Below are 22,069 nucleotides of genomic sequence, written 5' to 3' on the forward strand. Positions count from 1 at the left end.
CGGTTTGGGAGGAAGATATGAGACCTATATTCTGGAGCGGGGCGCTGTTGGCGTCCCTTGCAACGCCTTTGATCGCCCAGCAGGCCGCAGATGCGGTTGCGCCTGAAACCGCAACCATCGGCCCCGGTGCGGCAGGCCTGGTGCTCTCTGATGCGGCATCTGCCGCGATGGCGTCCCGCAACGCGGGCGAGCCGGTGCTGGCGGATGACTGGATGGTCGCCGCTGCCAACCCGCTCGCGGTCGAGGCCGGTGCACGGGTATTGCGCGAAGGCGGCACGGCGGCAGATGCGATGGTGGCGGTGCAAACGGTTCTGGGGCTGGTGGAGCCGCAATCCTCCGGCCTCGGTGGCGGCGCGTTCCTTGTCTATTATGACGCCAAGACTGGCGCGCTCAGCACGCTTGACGGGCGCGAGACCGCGCCGCTTGCGGCGACCCCGACCTTGTTTCAGGATCATAATGGCGAGCCGTTGAAATTCTTCGACGCGGTAGTGGGCGGTCGTTCCGTCGGCACGCCGGGCACACCGGCACTGATGGAGACGGCACATCGCAAATGGGGTAAATTCAACTGGGGTGGGCTGTTTACCGATGCGATCCGGCTGGCAGAGTTGGGCTTTGCCGTGTCGCCCAGGATGGCGGAATCGATTGCAAACGACTCGGAGCGCCTAGGCCGGTTCCCCGAGACCGCGGCCTACTTCTTGCCTGAGGGTGCCCCGCTAGCGGCCGGTCAGGTCATCACCAACCAGCCTTACGCAGATCTGCTGCGCCGCATTGCGATGGAGGGCACGGATGCGTTCTATACCGGCCCCGTTGCGGCGGATATTGTCCGCACGGTGCAAAGCGCTGCTGGCAATCCGGGCGTTCTGTCGGAGCTTGATCTGGCGCTCTATCAGGTGAAGGAACGCCCGGCGGTCTGCGCCAGCTACCGCGCTTATGAAGCCTGCGGCATGGGGCCGCCGTCCTCTGGCGCGCTCACCGTGGGGCAGATCCTTGGCATGCTTGAACCCTATGATCTGGCAGCGCTTGGGGCGGACAATCCGGTCAGCTGGCGCTTGATCGGGGATGCCTCGCGCCTCGCCTTTGCCGACCGGGGCCGCTACATGGCCGATAGTGATTTTGTGCCGATGCCCACCAAAGGGTTGGTGGATGCCGAGTACCTCGCAGAGCGCGCAAAGCTGCTGCAAGGCGACACGGCACTGGACAGCGTCGCGCCTGGCACGCCCGAGTTTGACCACGCGCTGATCTGGGCCGATGACGAAAGCATCGAGTTCCCCTCGACCTCGCATATCTCCATCGTCGACCAATACGGCAACGTGCTGTCGATGACGACGACGATCGAGAATGGGTTTGGCTCGCGTCTGATGACCAACGGGTTCCTGTTGAATAACGAACTGACCGATTTCTCTTTCCGCAGCCATAGCGATGGGGTGCCGATAGCGAACCGATTGGAGCCGGGCAAACGTCCTCGCTCCTCAATGGCGCCGACCATCGTGATGCAGGACGGCAAACCGGTTCTTGCGATTGGCTCTCCGGGCGGCAGTCGCATCATCGGCTATGTGGCCACGGCGATTGTGGGCTGGGCCGATTGGGGGCTCAACGTGCAGGAAGCGCTGTCGCTGCCACATGCGGTGAACCGTTTTGGCACCTATGATCTGGAGGCCGGCACAGAGGCCGAGTCCTTCGAGGCTGCGCTAACGGACATGGGATTTGAGGTCAATATCCGCGATCTCAACTCCGGTCTGCATGCAATTGAAATTGGTGAAGGTCTTAAAGGCGGTGCAGACCCGCGCCGCGAAGGCATCGCGCTCGGTCATTGATGTGAGCAGGGGCTTTGCCCCTCCTGGCCTCACGGCCAGTTCACCCCAGGATATTTTGCGTTAGAAGAGGACTGAGTTCCGCTTCTCTTCTAACGACAAATATCCCGGAGCGCGAGGCAGAGCCTCGCATTTCAGACCCCTCAGCGCGCCATGGGCTTGTGATGATAAGACCATCGGCATAGAGTCCGCTCAATTGATTGTTAACAAGGCAAGTTGCGTGTCGCGCCTTGTTGATCCTTCGCACGTTCTGAAAGGACATCATTATGGTTCAGGCCACCACCTTGCCCCGCAATGAAGGCGGTATCAAAGCAGCAGTTGAGGCGCTTTCGGAGAAATTTGGCGACCGGATGCAAACCGGGCAGGCGTTGCGCGAACAACATGGGCACACCACCACTTGGATCGAGAACCAAGCCCCGGATGCAGTGGTTTTTCCTACCTCTCGTGAGGAAGTGTCCGATATTGTGAAGATCTGCGCAGAATTCGGCGTTCCGGTCATTCCGTTTGGGACAGGCACCTCGCTAGAGGGACATGTGAATGCGCCTGCCGGGGGGATTTGCGTTGATATGATGCGGATGGACAAGATCCTTGCGGTACACCCAGAGGATCTGGATGTGGTGGTGCAACCCGGGGTGACGCGGGAACAGCTCAATACCTATCTGCGTGACCAAGGTCTGTTCTTTCCCATTGACCCCGGTGCCAATGCTTCGCTTGGTGGCATGGTGGCGACACGCGCCTCCGGTACCAATGCAGTGCGCTATGGCACCATGAAGGACAATGTTCTCAGCCTTGAAGCGGTGATGGCAGATGGCACCATAATTCGCACAGCATCGCGGGCGAAAAAATCCTCTGCGGGCTACGATATGACCCGCCTTCTGGTCGGCTCTGAGGGCACATTAGGCCTGATCACGGAAATCACCCTGCGTTTGCAGGGCATCCCCGAAGCGATCCGCTCGGCGCGATGCTCGTTTCGATCGGTGGATGATGCCTGCCGCGCGGTGATGATGACCATTCAATATGGTATCCCTGTTGCGCGTATTGAACTCCTTGATGAAATGAGCGTCGGGGCGGCCAACCAACACTCCGGTCTGGATTTGCCAGAGGTGCCGCTGTTGCTTCTGGAGTTCCACGGTTCTGACGCGGGCGTCGTTGAGCAGGCTGATATGTTTGCCCAGATCGCCGAGGAATTTGGTGGTTTTGACATCTCTGCCACGTCGACCGCAGAAGAGCGCAACAAACTTTGGCAGGCGCGTCACAATATGTACTGGGCCAGCCTTGGATTGCGCCCCGGTGCCAAGGGGATATCGACCGATGTTTGCGTGCCGATCTCGCGGCTGGCTGAATGTGTTTCTGCGTCTCGCGCCAAGGCCGAGGAGATGGGGCTGATGGCCCCGATGGTTGGCCATGTGGGGGATGGTAATTTCCACGCCCTCTTGCTGATCGATATGGAAAACGCCGAAGAACGGGCCAAGGCGGATGAATATGTCGGCTGGCTCAATGATCTGGCGATCTCCATGGAGGGGACTTGTACCGGCGAACACGGCATTGGGCAGGGGAAACGCCCTTATCTGATCCGCGAGTTGGGCGAGACCACCCGGTTCATGGCAGCCGTAAAAGCTGCCCTTGATCCCGACAATATCCTCAACCCGGGTAAAATCCTCAGCGACGGGTAACGCCGGAATAGGGAGGAGACATGCGGCGGTCACGCCGCATCTTTTTTCCGATATAAGGCCCAAATTCTGCCTGATCCCACTGTTAGCAGCGATAGTGGCAAAGAGGTGGGATGACATGTTTATCATCAGAAAATTACTTAGGCTGTTTCGGCTCTATACCTTCGTCTTGCTGTGCGGGATCGTGATGGTGGGTATCGACTACGACATGCGGGCCAAAGCGGTGGGACAGACGATTGGGACCTATGAACCCAATGCCTATCTTGCGACATTGCAGCGTCGGCTTGGTCGGCCGCAATCGCTTCAGGTATCCTCCGATGGTCGCATTCGTTCACCGGAAGAGCAGGTGACCTCCCCGCTGGATGTGGCGTTTCGCGCCCTGCGTGGCCTTGCGGTGGCCAAGGCGCAGATGATGGGGCAAGATCTCGAGATGGAACAGGTGGTCCTGTTGCCTCCGCCCGCGCCGACCACGCTGGCTGTACCGCAGGACGTAGAGGCCGCTTCAGCGGAAGAGAGCCCGTCGCAGCGCCCCTGCGTACGTCGCGGCAACGTGCTGAACTGCTAAAATTCAGCTTCGCGAAATATCCTGTCGCCCGCCCAGGGTCGCGCTTTGCTTCGAAACTCTGACACGAAGTCGGTTTTGTCATTTTTTGCGTCGGACTGATTTCGCGTCTCTGCCACAGTCTGCGTCATAACCGATTCAATTGTGAATCAGAGAACTCGGAGAGCGGGCTCATGAAAACCCAAGTCAAAGCACTGGTCGTAGGCGGCGGCGCCGTCGGCACTTCGATTGCGTATCATCTGGCCAAGGCTGGTTGGGACGACGTCATGCTCATCGAGCGCGACGAACTTACATCGGGCTCCACGTGGCACGCCGCTGGTCTGCTGCCGCTGTTCAACATGTCCTATGCGACCACCCACATCCACAAGTACTCGGTGGATTTCTACAAAACCCTTGAGGAAGAAACCGGCCTCAATGCGGGATTTGCCGTTGTGGGCAACCTGCGTATGGCGCAGACGCAGGAACGCATGGACGAGTACATGCTCTATGCTTCCACCGCAGAGACCTGCGATGTGGCCTATGAGTGGCTGACCCCGGAGCAGATCAAGGAGCGCTGGCCGCTGATTGAGACCGGCGACCTCAAAGGCGCGATCTACCACACCGAAGATGGCTATATTAACCCCGCAGATGTGACCCAGGCGATGGCCAAGGGTGCCCGTCAGCGCGGTGTTGAAATTCACCGCAAACTGCAGGCCGATGCCTTTCACTGGACTGGCACCCATTGGGAAGTCACCTGCACCAAGATGGTCGAGAAGGGCGGCAATCTCGTTGAGAGCGACGAGCAAGTCGTCATCACCGCCGAGCATGTGGTGACAGCCAGCGGCAACCATGCGCAGCGCACCGCCAAGATGCTGGGCATCAAGATGCCCGCGATCCCGGTCGAACACACCTTCATCGTCATGGACAAAGACCCCGAGCTGGTCAAATGGCGCGAGGCCGGCAATCCGGAGCACCCCGTCATCCGTGACGCCGACAATGAATCCTATGCCCGCGAAGAGCGCGGCGGCTGGATTCTCGGCATCTATGAACACGGCGCACCGGCGCGGTTCGAGCACGGCGTGCCGGACAGCTTCCGCGCGGACCTCTTCCCGCTCGATCTGGACCGGATTGCGGATCAGTATATGGCGATGGCCGAGCGTGTGCCCTCCTGCGCCGAATCCGGCCTCAAGGACGATTTCAACGGCCCGATCTGCTACACCCCCGATGGCAACCCGCTGGTGGGTCCGGCACCGGGTCTGCGCAACATGTGGCTGGCGGAAGGCTTCTCCTTCGGGATCACCGCTGCGGGCGGCACCGGCTACTATCTGGCGCAGATGATGGTGGACGGTGAGGCCGAGATCGACATGGCGTCGCTCGACCCGAAACGGTATTCGTCGAACTGGATGACCACCGAATTCGCAGCCCGCAAGAACGAAGAGTGCTACGAGCACGTCTACATCCTGCATCACCCGGACGAAGAGCGCCCCGCCGCGCGCCCGCTGCGCACCGCGCCTGCGTTCGAACGTCAAAAAGCCCGTGGCGCTCAGTTTGGCTGGGTGAACGGCTGGGAACGTCCGAACTACTTCGGCCCTGTGGATGCGCCGGATAATTTCGACCACGACGCCCGTTCGTTCCGTCGCGGCGGCTGGTGGCAGCATGCAGTTGACGAGGCCAAAGCGATCCGTGAGGGCGTTGGCCTTGTGGATGCAACCGCTTTCACCAAACATGTGGTCAAAGGCCCCGGTGCCACCCAATTCCTCGACTGGTTCACCTGCAACAAACTGCCGAAGGTTGGCCGGATCAACCTGACCTACGCGCTGACCCAGAACGGCACCACCCGCACCGAATACACCATCGTGCGCAATGGCGAGAACAACTACTACCTCGTCTCTGCCGGTGCATGGTCCGAGTATGACGCCGATTTCTTGCGCAAGGCGGCAGAGGACAAGATGGAGGAGTTCGGCTACATTGAGATTCAGGATGTAACCACTCAATGGGGCGTCTTTGCCATCGCAGGTCCGAAATCCCGCGATGTGCTTAAAGAGGTGATCAACGACGCCGACCCGGCCACTGCGCTCTCTAACAAGCGCTTCCCGTGGCTGTCGGCCAAGCAGATCGAACTGGGCATGTGCCCGGTGAATGCGATCCGCGTGGCCTATACTGGCGAGCTGGGCTGGGAGCTGCATCACCCGATCGAAATGCAGAACTACCTCTTCGATCTGCTGGAGAAGGCGGGCGAGAAGCACGGCATGAAACTGGTCGGCGCCCGCGCGCAGAACTGGCTGCGTCAGGAGAAATCCTACCGCGCCTTTGGCAACGAGCTGGGCCGGGATGCCACCCCGCTTGAGGCCGACCTGCCGCGCTTTGTGGACCTGTCCAAAGATTTCCACGGCAAGGCCAAGCTGGAAGAAACCGGCGTGCGCGTGAAATGCTGCACGCTGCTGATCGACGGGCCAAGTGATGCCGATCCGTGGGGCCGCGAGGCGCTCTATGCAGAGGATGGCACTCGCGTCGGCCGTCTGACCTCCGGCGGCTACTCCGTCGCTTTTGAGAAGTCCATCGGCATGGGCTACGTCAAACCCGAGCACGCGGTCGAAGGCACCAAGCTGAAGGTCAAAATGCAAGACAAGCTCTGGGATGCGGTTGTCACCTGCGACAGCCCCTATGACCCCAAGAACGAGGTTATCCGCAAGGACGGCTAACTCTGCAGCCTTTGCCTGCACTGGCGGGCTGTGGTGACGGAAATCTCCCTCAGGCGCTCCGGTACAACCGGGGCGCTTTTCGCTTGGTTACCCAGACGAATTGCGAAATAATGATGCGAGTGTTGCGGCGTCTTTGAACAGGGCGCCGGAGGTTAAAGAGACAGTGATCGCGAGTAAGTTCCTAGCCGTTTTTGCGGACATCCCAGCGCGCCGCCTTGATACAGCCACCCGTGGGTTCTGCGTGTTGTTGCTCTTGGGGCTGGCCTTCAAAAGCGTGTTGCTGGCGCATTGGGCATTGAGCGCCATTCTGGTGGTTTTGGCCGGAATCATCCTGATCAATATGGTGGCGCTGCATCTGGAACGCGAGGCTTTCGTACCTCTGTCAATTCTTGTGGCTGTACTGACTGCAACCGTGATCCTGACCACATTCTACGTGGGTCTCTCCGGTGCAACTTGGATGTTCCCGACCCTGGTGGGGCTGCGCTTTGCAGCGCCACCGTCGCAGTATCAACCGGCGCGGCTTGTGCTGATCGTGATGGTGCCCTTGGTGGTGCTTTATCATGGCGATGCTGGCAACGCGGGCCGGCTGCTGGCGGCGGGGATCATCACCTCTGCCTATCTTTGGCTTGCCGAGGGTGAGATCGTCTCGTTGCGCGCAAGGCTCGACGGGGATGAAGGCCGTGATCCTCTTACGCGGGCCTATTCGCGCGCGCGAATGGAACTGGACAGAAGCCTGATCGCTGACAATTTGCCCGTGGGGATTGTGGTGGTGCGGCTCGATGGGCTGATGGGTTTGCGCACGCAAGGAGAGGGAGCGCGCGCGGATGAGATTATGGTCACAGTCGCCGCCTCAATTCTGCCACTTCTCAGCGCCCGCGAGCGTCTCTATCGGCTGAGCAACAATGAATTCATGATCGGCCTCGCAGGCTGGCGCGCGTTTGAGTGCTTCGAGTTGGGCCAGAAGGTTTGCAAGATCCTCCAGCCGCAATTGCCGGAAGGTATTACGGCGCAAAGCGGCGTCTCTGAGGTTAAGGCACCGGAGGATTTTGAGGCAGCACTTGATCTTGCGTCATCCATGGTCTCAAGCGGCTCAGACTACCGGCGCAACGCACTTTCGTCGGCGTTTTTGATCTAACGCTGCATGTCGGCATGCGAGACGATGCCGTCTCCATCACGATCAAGACTATGGGCAAAACGGTCGGAGTGACGGTGAAATTCACGCCGAGAAATAAACCCATCCGCATCGGTATCAGCAAACGTAAACGCATCAATGCGACCGGGACTTGCATTGTGCGCCTGATAGCCTTGCCCCATCTGACGAAAGCGGGCTCTGGCATTCTGCAGCGAACGGTCGAATTCTTCGGGATTGATCTTCCCGTCCCCATCGCGGTCAATCTGGGTAAACTGCTGATTTCGCACCAATGCCACCTCGCTGACCGTGACCATCCCATCGCCATCAAAATCGAGGCTTTCCAAGAAATCAGGATCCGCCCAGACAGATGTCGCCCCAAGGGTGACTGTGAGACAGAGAGACGCAAACAAGGGTCTGAGGCCGACAGCCTGCAGATCGGTGACGAAAGGGCGGAGGGTCTGAGCCATGGGGAACCTTGCAACTGCTGCTTGGTTTTGAATTAAGCGCGCAGTTGCCGTTTTTTGAGAGGCCCGTGTTACAAAACTGTCAAATTTTTGCACATCTCATGTGCGTGACAAAATCAAGCACAGGTTGTTGGCAGGCATCTCCACGGGGCTCGCAACACTCAATCCGGCCAGAGCGGCCCATTCCGTGACGGTTTCAGCATCCTTGTACCCAATGTCGGGATCGTGAGCGGTGAGAGCGGCGTGAAAGTTCTGATCGCCTTCGCTCACCAACAAACCATTCCGCGCAAAGGGCCCATAAATCAGAAAACGACCACCGGGGGTCAAGGCGGTGGCACTCTCCGAGAGGAGTGTGCGGGCTTCATGCGCGCTGATCAGATGCAACAGATTGGCCAGCACGATCAAATCAAAAGGCCCGATCAGCGCGCCCCATCCTTGTGTTGTGGCATCAAGAGCTGCGGCCTGTGCGACATTCTGCACGCCCGCCTCGGTGACGTGGGCATCAACGCTTGCGCGGCGGCTTGGGTCAATATCGCTTGGTTGCCATTGCAGTCCGGGCATGGCTCTCGCATAGCCGACCACATGCTGTCCGGTGCCACTGGCGATTTCCAATGCCTGACCTTTGGGGGGGGCGTGACGCTCCACGACCTCCAGAAGCGGTGCCAGATTGCGCGCCGCAGAAGGGGCAAAGAGCTTGCCGCCCTCACTCTCCTCGGCCACAGAGGCCTGTCCGGGAACCGATCGAAAGGGCATTATCGAAACCTCCCGGGACATAGGGTGCGGACAATATCGGCGCTGATCTCGGGTGTATCGCCTGCCACCAGCGCGCGTAGCAGCCGGGCAGAGGCGGGGGCGCTTTGGAACCCATAGCCGCCTTGCCCTGCATACCACCAGAACCCCGCCTGAGCCGGGTCTTCGCCAAAGACAGGAACGCCGTCCGGCGCAAAGCTGCGCAAACCTGCCCAGCTGGTTTCCAGTCGCGTGACGGGTGTGGTGACCATTTCCTCATAGCGCGCAAGCCCTTCGGCCAGCACCATGTCATCGGCCCATGCGTCTTGTGGAGGTACGGGGTCCGCGTCGGCGGGGGAGACCAGCAGCTTTCCCGCCTGTGGCTTGGCGTACCATGCCTCATGCACGCCCATCAGCATCGGCCAGCCGTTCACATCATGGCCTTCGGGCGCGGGTAGCTGTGCCATGGAACGGCGCTTGGGCTGAAGACCCACCGGGGCCACGCCTGCCATCTCGGCAATGATATCGGCCCATGCACCTGCCGCGTTCACGAGCTGGCGCGCGTCAAAGCTGTCATTGCGGGTTTCGACCCGCCAGCCTGCCTCATGGCGCGTGATCGCTGTGACCTCCTGCCGCGTGAGCGTCTTGCCCCCGCGTTGGCGCAGCAGTTTTGCCCAGTCCCCCATCAGCCGATCCGTGTCGATATCGGTTGCGGTTTCATGGGTTGCCGCAAAGGCAAGCGTTTCGGGGTTCAGGATCGGCACCCGTGCGCGTGCCTCTGCGACGGGGATTTCCTCCAGATCCAGGGTGGCCAGATCCGTTTCAAACCCCTCTCTCTGGTCGGTACGGCCCACCAGCATCAATCCGCGCGGACTGAGGTAGCTGTCGCGCCCCGCGCCGGGGGCCGCGAGATAGGCCCGGCTGGCCCGAGACAGCGCCTTAATCGCGGGCGGGCCGTAATCTTCTTCAAACATCGCCGCAGACCGCCCCGAGGCGTGATAGCCCAACGCATCTTCACGCTCTAATAAGAGTACCGAGCCGAGCTCTGCCAGATGCGCAGCTGCAGCGATCCCGGCTACCCCACCGCCGATGACGAGAAAATCGGTCATGCCTCCTCCAGCCGATCAGTCGCGGGGGCAGGGCGGGGGCTCAGGGCCTCGATGCGGGCGTATAGCGCCGGGGACATTTCAAACTTTGTGGCTGCAAGCGAAGGGGCCAGCTGACTGGCAGAGCGCGCCGACAGGATCGGAGCGGGGCGAGCGGGGTGATGCGCAGCCCATGCGACCGCCAGCGTCGCCGGGTCGGTGCCTTGCTCCTGCGCCAGTTGCAGAAGGTCCTGCGCGGTACGGTGCATCCAATCCTGACCGTATCGGGCGCGATATTTCTCATCTTCGCTCAACCGTCCACTGCCGCCCTTGGCGTATTTTCCGGTCAGAAGGCCACCGCCAAGGGGAGAATACGGCACAGGCAGGATATTCTGATCGGCACACATGGGCAGGATTTCCACCTCGGCCTGACGTTTGACCAGTGAATACATCGGCTGCAACACATCAATCTGAAGGCCAAGACGTGCGGCCAGCGCAACCGCCTTCATCACTTGCCATGCGGCAAAGTTGGAAAGCCCGATATGACGGATCAGCCCTTCTTGCTGCAGCTCTGCAAAACAGGTGAGCGTGTCCTCTAGTTGCGTCTCTGAATCGAAGCGGTGCAAATAGAGAAGGTCCACCTGATCAAGTTCCAGACGTGCGCGGCTTTGATCAAACTGCGCGCGCATATTTGCGGCGCTGGCCCCACCCGTGAAGCCCACTTTGGTGGCCACATAAAGGCTCTCGCGTTCAGCGGCGATCAACTTGCCAAGGATCTCCTCAGTTGCCCCGTCCGTATAGAGCCACGCGGTGTCGAAATGGCGCAGGCCCGCCTCCCGGCAGGCGGCATACATCTCGGACGAGGCCTGCACGTCGGCGCGGCCGCCGAACTGCATACAGCCAAAGGCAAAACGGCCAATCTCATGACCATCCAGGGTGGTGAGCGGGGGGCGGGATACATGTGTCATGGCGCGGAGACTGACACGCGCCCGGAGGGCGCGCAACGCAGAGTTTAGCTCGATGCGATTTTGTGATCCGAAGCAGCGGTGTCTCAGTCTTCACAATCCGGCAGCGGCAACGTGAGTGGATGTTTCAACCTTTAGCCGCTAGATCAAGGGGATGTTTGACGCCAAAATCCGCCCTCTCATTGATCCGATCCTGAACGCGCAAGGGGCGCGGCTGGCCGCCTTTGGGGTGACCGCCAATCAGGTCACTGTAGCCGGTCTGGCGCTTGGCCTGATGTCGGCTGTCATGATAGCGTTGGGTTTGACCTATTGGGCGTTGGTGCCGCTTTTGGCATCGCGGTTGGCGGATGGTCTGGACGGTGCGGTGGCCCGGTGTCATGCGCCGAGCGACTTTGGCGGCTATCTTGATATCGTATGTGATTTTGTCTTCTACGGTGCGGTGCCGCTGGGGTTTGTGGCGCTGGCGCCAGAGATCAATGGCTTGGCCGGAGCGTTTCTCTTGTGCAGCTTTTACGCCAATGGTGCGAGCTTTCTCGGCTATGCCGTGCTTGCGGAAAAGCATGACATGCAAACTGCGGCGCGAGGAGTGAAGACCCTTTATTTTACGGGCGGTATTCTGGAGGGGGCAGAGACCATTGGCTTTTTTGTGCTGCTGTGCCTCTGGCCTCAAGGTTTTATACCGCTAGCGTATGTTTTTGGGGCGCTGTGTTTTGCCACTGCTTTGTCGCGGGTGTTGTTGGCGGCACGTGTGTTTTCCAACAGGTAGCGACGCGCCCAGCCGCGCGCGGGGGCTCCCGCCGCTTCAGGCGCCCTGACCCTTTTGGGTCAGACCTACCTTCGGAGTTGGGCCGGGCCTTTTGTCCGGGGATCCCGGACAAAAGGCCGCCGTGCGTGCCCCATATGGGGTACGCACGGCCACCCCCAACGGGAGCGAATGCGCAGGATTTTTCTGCGGGTTTGGCGACGGGCGGGAGCGCAACCTTCACGGCCAACAGACACGAAAAGACCCGCCACACAGGACGGGTCTTTCCAAATACACCAAGTATTGTGGGGCGTTACTCGGGGATCGAACCTTCGATACCTTCGACATAGAAATTCATGCCGGCAAGGGTTCCGTCGTCCGCAGTCTCACCTTCAGCAAGGAAGTCGGAGCCGTCCTGCTTTTTCAGCGGGCCAGTGAAAGGGTGGTACTCACCAGATGCCATTGCATCCTTCAGGGCCAGTGCTTCGGCTTTCACCTCGGCAGGAACTGCATCCGAGATCTCACCGATGCCGACCATGCCCGGGCCAATACCGTCCCATGTGTCAACAGAACTCCAAGTGCCGTCCATCACTGCTTTGGTGCGGGCAATGTAGTAAGGTGCCCAGTTGTCGATGATGGAGGAAACGCGCGGCTTGGGCGCATATTCTGCCATGTCGGAGGCCTGACCAAAGGTGATCACATTGCCCGCCGCCTGCGCTGCAGCCTGCGGCGCGGTTGAATCGGTGTGCTGCAGGATCACGTCTGCGCCCTGTTCGATCAGAACCTTGGCGGCGTCAGCTTCTTTGGCCGGATCAAACCATGTGAAGGCCCAGACGATCTTGAACTGGACGTCGGGGTTCACCTTCTTGGCGTGGATATAGGCCGAGTTGATGCCGCGGATCACTTCGGGGATCGGATAGGAGCCGATGTAGCCGACAATATTGCTCTCGGTCATACGGCCCGCGATGGTGCCCTGAACAGCGCGGCCTTCGTAGAAACGTGCCGAATAGGTCGAGACGTTCTCGGCGCGCTTATAGCCGGTGGCGTGCTCAAACTTCACGTTCGGGAATTTCTTGGCGACGTTGATGGTCGGGTCCATGTAGCCAAAGGAGGTGGTGAAGATCAGGTCAGCACCCTGGAGCGCCATCTGGGTGATCACGCGCTCGGCATCGGGACCTTCGGCGACATTTTCCACATAGACGGTTTCGACTTTGTCGCCGAATTCCTTTTCCACGGCCAGACGTGCCTGATCGTGCTCATAGGTCCAGCCGCCATCACCGACAGGGCCAACATAGACAAAGCCGACCTTGGTCGGGTCCTGAGCCAGCGCGCCACCGGCGGCCAGACCCAGTGCAACAGCAGCACCGGCAAGAAGTTTGGTGAGTTTCATATGATGGGTTCCCCCTGATTGGTTCCATGTTTGAATGTCCGCCCCGGTTTCATCCGAGACTGGACTGGTCTTGAACGGTTCGGGCAAAACATCCCGCAACTGTCATACGCCCCCGGCGTTAGCGAGACGCGTGAAAACTCCGGCCAAGCGACGCAGGCGCGCTGCTCTTGTCGGCGGACAAAATAACGAGCACCAGAATGGTGATCAGATACGGCGACATTGCCAGATATTCCACTGGGATAGCAACGCCCGCTGCCTGCAGATTAAGCTGCACCACGGTGACGCCGCCAAAAAGATAGGCACCCAAAAGCGCCCGCCAGGGCTTCCAACTGGCAAAGACCACCAGCGCAAGGGCGATCCAGCCGATGCCTGCGGTCATCCCCTCGGTCCATTGCGGCACGCGGATCAGGCTGATGTAAGCCCCACCCAGCCCCGCACAGGCACCACCGAACAGGATCGCCAGCGTGCGGATCTTGACCACTTTATATCCCAGCGCATGCGCTGCATCATGGTTTTCGCCCACCGCGCGCAGGATCAGACCGACGCGGGAGTACTTGAGCACCGCCCAGACCGCAGCCGTGAGCGCGATCCCGAAGTAGAGCACAACATCATGGCCAAAGAGAATGCGCCCAAAGACCGGCAGATCCGAGAGGACCGGAATGTCGATACGCCCCATCTGCGGCGGTTTCACACCCACATATTTCTGCCCCATCAGGGCCGAGAGCCCCAGGCCGAAAAGCGTCAGTGCCAGACCCGAGGCGACCTGATTGGCCAGTGCCACCTGGGTCATGATCACAAACAGCAGCGACAGCAGCGCCCCCGCGATGGCGGCGGCAACAAATCCCAACAGGGGTGAGCCTGTCTCTACGGCGGCGGCAAACCCCGCAATCGCCCCGACGATCATCATCCCCTCGACGCCGAGGTTCAGAACACCGGATTTCTCCACCACCAGCTCACCGATTGCCGCCAGCAACAAGGGCGTTGCAGCCACCATCAGAGACGCGATCAGAAGGACTGGGTTGATAGCAGACAGATCCATCACGCCACCTCCGGTTTGCCAATTGCAATGCGATAGTTGGTGAGCAGATCAAGCGCCAGCAGGAAGAACAGGAGCATGCCCTGAAACACCTGAATGGCCGCGGACGGCAGACCCAGATTGCCCTGCGCGATGTCGCCGCCAATGTAGGTCAGCGCCATTAATGCGCCCGCCAGCAGGATGCCCACCGGATGCAGGCGGCCCAGAAAGGCCACGATAATCGCGGTAAACCCATAGCCCACGTTGAAGTCGATCGACACCTGCCCAGACGGACCAGAGACCTCAAACATCCCTGCAAGCCCCGCCAGTGCGCCAGAGGCCCCAAGGCAGAACAGGATCAGCCGGGCGGGTTTCACCCCTGCGAATTTTGCCGCCCGCGGTGCCTCGCCGGTCAGGCGGATATGATAACCCAGCATATGGCGGTTGAGCAGCACATAAGAGAAAATCACCGCGATCAGCGCCGCAACCACGCCCCAGTGCATGCCGGTCCCGGCGATCAGCTCGGCGTTATGGGCACTGTCATATTGTTGCAGGTTGCGCGAACCCGGAAAGCCAAACCCTTCCGGGTTCTTCATCAACCCTAGCGACATAGACGCCAGCAGCTGTTCGGCCACATAGACCAGCATCAGGGACACAAGGATCTCATTGGTGCCAAACCGTGTCTTCAGCACCGCAGGGATCATCGCCCAGGCCCAGCCGCCAAAAGCGCCCGCCAGAACCATCAGTGGAAAGATGATCCAGGACTCCATCGGGTAGAACGCCAGCCCCACACCCGCACCCGTGAGCGCGCCGATGATATATTGCCCCTCCGCGCCGATGTTCCAGATCCCGGCGCGAAAGCCCAGGCTGAGGCCAATGGCAATCAGCACCAAAGGCGCGCCTTTTACCAATAGCTGCGGGCGGTAATAGAACGCAAACTCGCCAAACAGCGGCTCCCAGAAAATGGTGCGGATCGCCTCCACCGGGTTCTTGCCAAGGGTGGCAAACAGCAGCCCCCCCATCACCATGGTCGCCAGCACCGCCACCAGTGGCGTCGCCATCGACCACGCCCGAGACGGCTGCGGTCGTTTCTCTAGCCGGATCATCCCTATTGTCCCTCTTGGCCGGATCTTTGTGGTCCGGTTCTCTTCATCTTCTTGCAAATATCCCCGCCGGAGGCTCCCGCCCCAAACGTCACATCCCCAAAGTCCGCGACAGGTGCGCTACACATGCGCCACTTCCATGCCATGTGCACCGCCCATCATCAGGCCGATCTCATCCACCGTCAGCTCCGCCGTGGGGCGCGGGGCAGACAGACGACCCTCATTAAGGGCGGCAAAATTGTCGGAGATTTCCATCAACTCATCGAGATCCTGACTGATGCAGATCACCGCCGCGCCATTTGCCGCCAGATCGAGCAAGGCCTGCCGGATCGCCGCCGCTGCTGCCGCATCCACCCCCCATGTGGGCTGGTTCACCACCAGCACTTCCGGGCGTTGCAACACCTCGCGGCCAATGACGAATTTCTGCAAATTCCCACCAGAGAGCGAGCGCGCTGCATTCTCCGGCCCCGGTGTGCGCACATCAAACGCCTTGATGATTTTTTCGGCAAAGGTCCTGGTCGCGCCCCATTTGAGAAAGCCGTTGTTTTCCAGCCCCTCGCGCACCGATCCGGTCAGAAGCGCATTTTCCGTCAGGCTCATATCAGGCGCTGCTGCATGGCCCAGACGTTCCTCGGGGGCGGTCAGCACACCAAGTGCGCGGCGCGCGGTCGGCCCCATGTGACCAATCGGCTGGCCATCAAATTTCACGGCATCGCGGGCGCAAGTGACCTCGCCCGACATCACCGCCAAAAGCTCATCCTGACCGTTGCCCGCAACGCCGCCTATACCGAGGATCTCGCCCCGCCGAACGGCCAGATGCACGTTCTTCAATGTGGTGCCAAAGGCCGAAGGCGCAGGCAGCGACAGGCCTGTGATATCCAAGGCCACATCGCCAAATTCCCGCGCACCGCGTTCGGGCGTCTTGAGGGCGGTGCCCACCATCAGCTCCGCCATGTCGCGGGCCGAGGTGTCGCGCGGCACACATTCGCCCACGTTCTTGCCCAATCGCAGGATTGTCGCGTGATCGCAAAGCGCGCGGATCTCTTCGAGCTTGTGAGAGATATAGAGGATCGACGTGCCCTCGCTCTTCAGCTTCTTCAGGGTCTCGAACAGGATCTCCACCTCTTGTGGTGTCAGAACCGATGTGGGCTCGTCCATAATCAGCAGCTTCGGATCTTGCAGCAGGCAGCGGATGATCTCCACCCGCTGACGTTCGCCCGCCGACAGATCGCCGACGGTGCGGAACGGATCAAGCGGCAGGCCATAAGCCTCGGAAACCTCGCGGATACGGGCGGCCAGATCACGCAGGGCGGGCGGACTTTCCATCCCCAGCGCGATGTTTTCCGCCACATTGAGCGCGTCAAACAGCGAAAAATGCTGAAACACCATCGCGATCCCATCGGCGCGCGCCTGACGGGGTTCGGCAGGCTCATAACTCGCACCGCGCAGGGTCATCCGGCCACTGTCAGGCTTCACAAGCCCATAGATCATCTTGACGAGTGTCGATTTACCCGCGCCGTTTTCACCCAGAAGTGCATGCACCTCGCCCTCGCCGATGGTAAAGGAGACATGGTCATTGGCCACCACGCCGGGGTAGGCCTTGGTGAGGCCCTCGATGGTCAGAAGGGGAGGCGTGCTCACGCGCTATGCTCCTTTTTCAAGTCCAAACGCTGCGAAAGCGCCATGAGTTCTGCCGCCACGCCGATGGCGATGGCCTGCGGGTGTTTGCCCATTTCGGGCTGCCCGATCGGGCAGGTGAGGCGCGCGATCTGCTCTGGGCTATGCCCGAGCGCTGAAAGACGCGCGCGAAACCGTGCCCATTTGGTCTTGGATCCGATCAGCCCTGCAAATTCAAAGCCATGCCCCAGCAGGCGATGGCATAGCGCCAGATCCAGCTGATGGGAATAGGTCAGGATCAGATGATGCGCATCAGAGGGGGCGTGCGGCACCAACCGGTCCGGTTCCTGTGCGGGCAAGGCAGTCACGCACTCAGGGGCGCGTTCCGGGAACTTTGAGTGCAGCGCATCGACCCAAGTGATTTCAAACTCGGGTAAAGGCGACAGCACCTGCACCAGCGCGCGCCCTACATGGCCAGCCCCCCAGATCCAAAGCGGCTGTGTTGGGCGCGCAACCGGCTCCACCATCCAACCTGCGATCATTTGTGGCTGGGGGCGCTGTCCTTGTGCACGGGCAGCATTCAAAAGGCGCGTTACCACAAGAGGTTGCGGTTCGGGCTTTATCGGGCGTGCGATCACATCCCCCTGAAGGCGGGCCAGATCCTCTGACGTGTAAATCTCGCTTAGTAGGGTGACTGAGCCACCACAGCACTGACCCAGATCCGGCCCGAGCGCATGGGTGGTGAGCTTGCGAGGGACATTCAAACCCAGCGCAGCTTCTGCCGCCTCGAACTCCAGCGCGCCGCCGCCAATGGTGCCAGATTGCCCACCGCTCCAGACCAGCATCGCGGCCCCTACCTCGCGCGGGGCGGAGCCTTTGACCTCTGCCACCACAACACGGATGACACGGCCATGGGCCGCGACGGCGGCCCTGAGGGCGTCGACATCAAACCCCATCGCGCTGTGTCCCAAGTGCACGCCAGATCTCCTCTGCCGTGGCCGGCGCATTCAGATGCGGATAGTCATCGCCACAGGCCGCAACCGCATCCGAGAGCGCCAGCCACGCAGAAATCCCCAGCATAAAGGGCGGCTCCCCCACCGCCTTGGAGAGATAAATAGTGTCTTCGCGGTTCTGGCCGTCATACAATGCCACATTAAACACATCGGGTCGGTCAGAGCAGGCCGGGATCTTGTAGGTCGACGGCGCATGCGTCCTGAGCCGCCCTTTATCGTCCCAGACCAGTTCTTCGGTGGTGAGCCAACCTGCGCCCTGCACATAGGCCCCTTCCACCTGACCAATATCCAGCGCCGGGTTCAGCGACGCCCCCGCATCATGCAGAATATCCGTGCGCAGGATGCGGTTTTCACCGGTCAGCCTGTCCACGACGACCTCCGTGACCGCCGCCCCATAGGCAAAATAGAAAAACGGCCGCCCCGCGCCCTTGATCCGGTCCCACTCCAGCGAGGGGGTCTTGTAAAATCCTGTGGCCGACAGGCTCACGCGGCCCGTGTAACAGAGCGTCGCCGCCGCCTCGAAGCTGATCTCCTCAGAGCCGATCCTGACTTTGTCTCCCTCAAACACGACCGCTGAGATCGGTTGCTGATGCACTTCCGCCAAATGCGCCGCCATGCGGTCGCGAATGGTGTCGCAGGCGGCCTTCACCGCCATGCCGTTCAGATCCGACCCCGAAGAGGCCGCCGTGGCCGACGTATTGGGCACCTTGGCTGTATCGGTCGCGGTGATCTTCACGCGCGCCTGATCGACCCCAAAGCGCGCGGCTGCCACTTGCGCGACCTTCTGGAACAATCCCTGTCCCATCTCGGTGCCACCATGGTTGAGATGGATGGAGCCGTCCTGATAGACATGCACCAAAGCCCCCGCCTGATTGAGATGCGTGAGGGTAAAGGAAATCCCGAACTTCACCGGTGAAAACGCCATCCCACGCTTCAGGCGCTCGTTTTTTACATTCCAGGCCGCGATCTCTGCCCGTCGCGCCGCGTAGTCCGAACTCTCCAGCAACTGCGCCGTCATCTCATGCAGTTCAAAATCCGTGACCGACATGCCATAGGGCGTTGTATTGTCCTTCAGCTTTTTAGAAATATCTCGGGGGGAGGCCGTAGGCCGGGGGGCAGAGCCCCCTTTGCTCGAGGCCGCGGCAGAGCCTCCCGCATCAGGCGCATCATAGTAATTGCGCACCCTGAGTTCGACCGGATCAATCCCCAGAACATGCGCCGCATGATCCATCACCCGTTCGACCCCGACCATTCCCTGCGGGCCGCCAAAGCCGCGATAGGCGGTGGCGCTTTGCAGGTTGGTTTTCAAACGGTGGCTCTCGATGCGGATCGCGGGGATTGCATAGGCGTTGTCGGCATGTAGCATGGCGCGGTCTGCCACCGGCAGCGACAGATCCTGCGCCCAGCCGCAGTTGACCAGATGCGTAAACTCGACGCCCTCAATCCGCCCCTCCGCATCAAAGCCCGCGCGGTAGGAAATCCGAAACGCATGGCGCTTGCCGGTGATGGTCATGTCATCGTCGCGGTCATAGCGCATCTTGCAGGCTTTGCCGGTGAGGCGCGCGGCCACGGCGCAGGCGACGGCCAGCGCGTTGCCCTGACTTTCCTTGCCGCCAAAACCACCCCCCATCCGCCGGGTCTCGACGCGCACCGCATGCATCGGCAGGCCAATGGCCTCGGCCACCTTATGCTGGATTTCGGTGGGGTGTTGGGTGGAGGAGTTGACGATCATGCCGCCATCCTCCTGTGGCAGGGCGAGGGCGGCCTGACCTTCGAGGTAGAAATGCTCCTGCCCGCCGATCTCGAAGGTATCCTCGATCATATGTGCCGCCGAAGCGATGGCGGCAGAGGCGTCGCCTTTTTGATAAATGCGCGGGCCTTCCTCGAAGCGGCTGTCGGCAGCAAGAGCGGCCTCCAGTGTCAGCAGCGCCTCCTCTTCGGCGTATTCTACTTTGCCTTTTCGTGCGGCAATGCGGGCGGCGCGATGGGAGGTCGCGACCACCAGAAACACCGGCTGACCCAGATAATGCACCTCTCCTTTGGCCAACAGCGGCTCGTCATGGGCCGAAGGCGACACATCATTGTCAAACGGCAAATTTTCCGCCGCCAGCACCGCGACAACACCTTGAGAGGCGCGCACCTCCGCGAGGTTCATCGCGGTGATCTTGCCCTTTGCAATCGGTGCAAGGCCAAAGGCCAGATGCAGCGTGCCCTTGGGTGTGGGGATGTCATCGACATAGCGGGCCTGGCCCGTCACATGCAGGGTTGCCGCATCATGGGGCAGGGGTTTTGCAACAGTCATAGGCCCACCTCCAACACATGCTCAGAGGCGCCGTTCAGATCTGTGAAATAGCGCGTGAGCATATTGCGGGCGCAGTCCAGCCGATAGGCGGCGGAGGCACGCATGTCACTCATGGGAGTGAAATCCTGATCAAAGGCGGCTTTGGCGGCCTTGATCGTTGCGTCTGTCCACGGCTGGCCGATCAGGGCGGACTCCACATGCGCGGCGCGCTTCGGGATGGCTGCCATGCCACCAAAGGCGATGGCGGCTGCGGTCACGCTGCCATTGACCACGGTGACATTAAACGCGCCCAACACCGCAGATATATCCTGATCGAAGCGTTTGGAGAGTTTATAGACCCTGAGGCTGTCGGGTTGGCGCGCAAAGCTCACAGCCTCGACAAATTCACCCGGGGCGCGGTCCTGTTTGCCGTAGTCGATAAAGAAGTCCTGCAACGGGATAGCACGGCGGGTGTCTGCGTGGCGCAGGTGCAATGTGGCGCGCAAGGCGATGAGGGCAGGCGGGTTGTCCCCGATGGGAGAGCCATTGGCGATATTGCCGCCGATGGTCGCAGCGGCGCGGACCTGCTGGCTGGCATAGCGGCGGATCATCTCGGCGTAGGAGGCATGGAGCGGCTCAAGGGCGGCGCGGACACGGTTCATATCCGCCATTGCCCCGATGCGGACCTCTGTTTCGCTGATGGTGATGCCCTTCAGATCCGTACAGCCATCAAGGAAGATCACATCATCCAGATCGCGCAATTGCTTGGTGACCCAAAGCCCGACATCGGTGGCTCCGGCGATCAGCGTGGCATCGGGGCGGGCTGCATAGGTTGCAGCCAGCTCATCCGAGGATCTGGGACGCAAGGTAGAAGGGGGCGCTGCCACAGGGATGTCGGAGGGGGGCTCTGCCCCCCGGTCTGCGACCTCCCCCCGAGATATTTCTGAGAAGATGAAGGATGAATCCTGCCTGATATGCTCCGGCACAGGGGCGCCTTGGGCGGCTTCGGCGGCACGGGTGATCGGCGCATAGCCGGTGCAGCGGCAGAGGTTGCCGGCGAGCTGGTCGTCATGATCGATGGCACCATTGGTATGGGCGGTGACCATCGACATGATGAAGCCTGGGGTGCAAAAACCGCATTGGCTGCCGTGGAGATCGACCATTGCCTGTTGCACCGGATGCAGGGTGCCATCCGGATGAGCGACCCCTTCGACCGTGCGTATGGATTTGCCGTGGAGTTGCGGCAGGAAGAGGATGCAGGCGTTCAGCGCTCTGGCACCGCTTTGGTCGGTGACCATCACAGTGCAAGCGCCGCAATCGCCCTCGTTGCAGCCTTCCTTGGTGCCGGTGAGACCGCGGTCCTCGCGCAGCCAGTCCAAGAGCGTTGTTGTTGGCTGGGGTTCTGGAAGCGAGACCTCTTCACCGTTGAGATGAAAGGTAATCGTCATCTTGAAAAGCCCGTCGCGGTACCCTGTTGTCCCATGCTGCGCGACTTTCGATGCGACGTAGAAAGTGCGCGGGCGTTATTTGATGTCACGCTCAGCTTGTGAGGCCTTGCCAATCAAAGCAAGAACAATGGCTGCAGGCATCGGTTGAGAATTCTTCACGTTTAAGATCGAGGCATTGCACAGATTGCGCAGTTACTGCCTGATTTGTAACAATTTTACTCTGCGCGCGCTACGGTGGAATTCGTCTTCGGGCTAAAGAGTTTCAAAAAAATCCATAAATTAAGTGATGCATTTCTGGGCGCGTGACGCTGGAATGAGCGCCGCAAGTGTGTGGCGCGCAACGCAAAGGGATCATGCGTCA

At 60.5% G+C, this 22,069-nt stretch carries 17 protein-coding genes; 6 read left to right on the forward strand and 11 right to left on the reverse strand.

Features of this window, described 5'->3' with window-relative positions; all coding sequences use genetic code 11:
- Nucleotides 1-17: 17 nt before the first annotated feature.
- The 5 genes from ggt (at nt 18) to K529_RS02200 (ending at nt 7,859) form a co-directional block, all read left to right on the forward strand.
- Entirely contained in the window at nt 18-1,814 is a 1,797-nt protein-coding gene (gene ggt, locus K529_RS02180; RefSeq protein WP_046002497.1) for a gamma-glutamyltransferase, read from the forward strand.
- Between the two features lie 263 nt (nt 1,815-2,077).
- Complete coding sequence (locus K529_RS02185; protein ID WP_005625244.1) at nt 2,078-3,484, forward strand: FAD-binding oxidoreductase; 1,407 nt, start codon at nt 2,078-2,080, stop codon at nt 3,482-3,484.
- Between the two features lie 115 nt (nt 3,485-3,599).
- Nucleotides 3,600-4,046: a hypothetical protein gene (locus K529_RS02190; RefSeq protein WP_005625246.1), complete on the forward strand. Its 447-nt coding sequence runs from the start codon at nt 3,600-3,602 to the stop codon at nt 4,044-4,046.
- Between the two features lie 170 nt (nt 4,047-4,216).
- Nucleotides 4,217-6,724 (forward strand): GcvT family protein, encoded by a 2,508-nt coding sequence (locus K529_RS02195; RefSeq protein ID WP_046002496.1) that lies wholly within the window; start codon nt 4,217-4,219, stop codon nt 6,722-6,724.
- Between the two features lie 163 nt (nt 6,725-6,887).
- The gene (locus tag K529_RS02200; protein ID WP_005648050.1) at nt 6,888-7,859 is read left to right on the forward strand and encodes a nucleotidyl cyclase domain-containing protein; all 972 of its coding nucleotides are present in this window, start codon (nt 6,888-6,890) and stop codon (nt 7,857-7,859) included.
- On the opposite strand, the gene K529_RS02205 is transcribed toward K529_RS02200, so the two are convergent.
- From K529_RS02205 to K529_RS02220, 4 genes are all read right to left on the reverse strand, one after another.
- Nucleotides 7,856-8,323, reverse strand: a complete 468-nt coding sequence (locus K529_RS02205) for an EF-hand domain-containing protein (protein ID WP_005648046.1) — start codon at nt 8,321-8,323, stop codon at nt 7,856-7,858. The two genes, K529_RS02200 and K529_RS02205, sit on opposite strands and share 4 nt — an antisense overlap.
- Before the next feature lie 96 nt (nt 8,324-8,419).
- The gene (locus K529_RS02210; protein WP_005648044.1) at nt 8,420-9,073 is read right to left on the reverse strand and encodes a DUF938 domain-containing protein; all 654 of its coding nucleotides are present in this window, start codon (nt 9,071-9,073) and stop codon (nt 8,420-8,422) included.
- Entirely contained in the window at nt 9,073-10,158 is a 1,086-nt protein-coding gene (locus K529_RS02215; RefSeq protein WP_046002495.1) for an NAD(P)/FAD-dependent oxidoreductase, read from the reverse strand. The genes K529_RS02210 and K529_RS02215 overlap by 1 nt, the downstream gene beginning before the upstream one ends.
- Complete coding sequence (locus K529_RS02220; RefSeq protein WP_046002494.1) at nt 10,155-11,102, reverse strand: aldo/keto reductase; 948 nt, start codon at nt 11,100-11,102, stop codon at nt 10,155-10,157. Before K529_RS02220 ends, K529_RS02215 begins: the two co-directional genes overlap by 4 nt.
- A 151-nt stretch (nt 11,103-11,253) precedes the next feature.
- On the opposite strand from K529_RS02220, the gene K529_RS02225 reads away from it, so the two are divergent.
- Nucleotides 11,254-11,865 carry a CDP-alcohol phosphatidyltransferase family protein gene (locus K529_RS02225; protein WP_005633097.1) on the forward strand — a complete coding sequence of 204 codons (612 nt, stop codon included), beginning with the start codon at nt 11,254-11,256 and terminating at the stop codon, nt 11,863-11,865.
- Between the two features lie 289 nt (nt 11,866-12,154).
- Here the strand turns inward: K529_RS02225 and K529_RS02230 are convergent, their stop codons facing one another.
- From K529_RS02230 to xdhA, 7 genes are all read right to left on the reverse strand, one after another.
- Nucleotides 12,155-13,231, reverse strand: coding sequence for a BMP family ABC transporter substrate-binding protein (locus K529_RS02230; RefSeq protein ID WP_005633096.1), 1,077 nt, complete (start codon nt 13,229-13,231; stop codon nt 12,155-12,157).
- A gap of 118 nt (nt 13,232-13,349) precedes the next feature.
- Entirely contained in the window at nt 13,350-14,270 is a 921-nt protein-coding gene (locus tag K529_RS02235) for an ABC transporter permease (RefSeq protein ID WP_005633095.1), read from the reverse strand.
- Nucleotides 14,270-15,352, reverse strand: a complete 1,083-nt coding sequence (locus K529_RS02240) for an ABC transporter permease (protein WP_005633093.1) — start codon at nt 15,350-15,352, stop codon at nt 14,270-14,272. The genes K529_RS02235 and K529_RS02240 overlap by 1 nt, the downstream gene beginning before the upstream one ends.
- 117 nt (nt 15,353-15,469) lie before the next feature.
- Nucleotides 15,470-16,990 (reverse strand): ABC transporter ATP-binding protein, encoded by a 1,521-nt coding sequence (locus tag K529_RS02245; RefSeq protein ID WP_005633092.1) that lies wholly within the window; start codon nt 16,988-16,990, stop codon nt 15,470-15,472.
- On the reverse strand, nt 16,987-17,922 hold the full coding sequence (gene xdhC / locus K529_RS02250; protein WP_040642921.1) for a xanthine dehydrogenase accessory protein XdhC: 936 nt from the start codon (nt 17,920-17,922) through the stop codon (nt 16,987-16,989). Before xdhC ends, K529_RS02245 begins: the two co-directional genes overlap by 4 nt.
- A complete protein-coding gene (xdhB, locus tag K529_RS02255; protein WP_046002493.1) occupies nt 17,912-20,281 on the reverse strand; it encodes a xanthine dehydrogenase molybdopterin binding subunit in 2,370 nt (789 codons plus the stop codon). Before xdhB ends, xdhC begins: the two co-directional genes overlap by 11 nt.
- A complete protein-coding gene (gene xdhA / locus K529_RS02260) occupies nt 20,278-21,708 on the reverse strand; it encodes a xanthine dehydrogenase small subunit (protein WP_005626223.1) in 1,431 nt (476 codons plus the stop codon). The genes xdhB and xdhA overlap by 4 nt, the downstream gene beginning before the upstream one ends.
- Between the last annotated feature and the right edge of the window lie 361 nt (nt 21,709-22,069).

It is taken from the genome of Tritonibacter mobilis F1926 (assembly GCF_000376545.2).
GTDB classification, from domain to species: Bacteria; Pseudomonadota; Alphaproteobacteria; order Rhodobacterales; family Rhodobacteraceae; genus Epibacterium; species Epibacterium mobile.

Bases quoted from the DNA above. Each gene is read 5' to 3' on its own strand.
- K529_RS02225 (WP_005633097.1), top strand. From the start codon at position 11,254: ATGTTTGACGCCAAAATCCGCCCTCTCATTGATCCGATCCTGAACGCG.
- K529_RS02190 (WP_005625246.1), top strand. From the start codon at position 3,600: ATGTTTATCATCAGAAAATTACTTAGGCTGTTTCGGCTCTATACCTTC.
- xdhA (WP_005626223.1), bottom strand. From the start codon at position 21,708: ATGACGATTACCTTTCATCTCAACGGTGAAGAGGTCTCGCTTCCAGAA.
- K529_RS02205 (WP_005648046.1), bottom strand. From the start codon at position 8,323: ATGGCTCAGACCCTCCGCCCTTTCGTCACCGATCTGCAGGCTGTCGGC.
- xdhB (WP_046002493.1), bottom strand. From the start codon at position 20,281: ATGACTGTTGCAAAACCCCTGCCCCATGATGCGGCAACCCTGCATGTG.
- K529_RS02215 (WP_046002495.1), bottom strand. From the start codon at position 10,158: ATGACCGATTTTCTCGTCATCGGCGGTGGGGTAGCCGGGATCGCTGCA.
- K529_RS02185 (WP_005625244.1), top strand. From the start codon at position 2,078: ATGGTTCAGGCCACCACCTTGCCCCGCAATGAAGGCGGTATCAAAGCA.
- K529_RS02220 (WP_046002494.1), bottom strand. From the start codon at position 11,102: ATGACACATGTATCCCGCCCCCCGCTCACCACCCTGGATGGTCATGAG.
- ggt (WP_046002497.1), top strand. From the start codon at position 18: ATGAGACCTATATTCTGGAGCGGGGCGCTGTTGGCGTCCCTTGCAACG.
- K529_RS02210 (WP_005648044.1), bottom strand. From the start codon at position 9,073: ATGCCCTTTCGATCGGTTCCCGGACAGGCCTCTGTGGCCGAGGAGAGT.
- xdhC (WP_040642921.1), bottom strand. From the start codon at position 17,922: ATGGGGTTTGATGTCGACGCCCTCAGGGCCGCCGTCGCGGCCCATGGC.
- K529_RS02240 (WP_005633093.1), bottom strand. From the start codon at position 15,352: ATGATCCGGCTAGAGAAACGACCGCAGCCGTCTCGGGCGTGGTCGATG.
- K529_RS02195 (WP_046002496.1), top strand. From the start codon at position 4,217: ATGAAAACCCAAGTCAAAGCACTGGTCGTAGGCGGCGGCGCCGTCGGC.
- K529_RS02230 (WP_005633096.1), bottom strand. From the start codon at position 13,231: ATGAAACTCACCAAACTTCTTGCCGGTGCTGCTGTTGCACTGGGTCTG.
- K529_RS02235 (WP_005633095.1), bottom strand. From the start codon at position 14,270: ATGGATCTGTCTGCTATCAACCCAGTCCTTCTGATCGCGTCTCTGATG.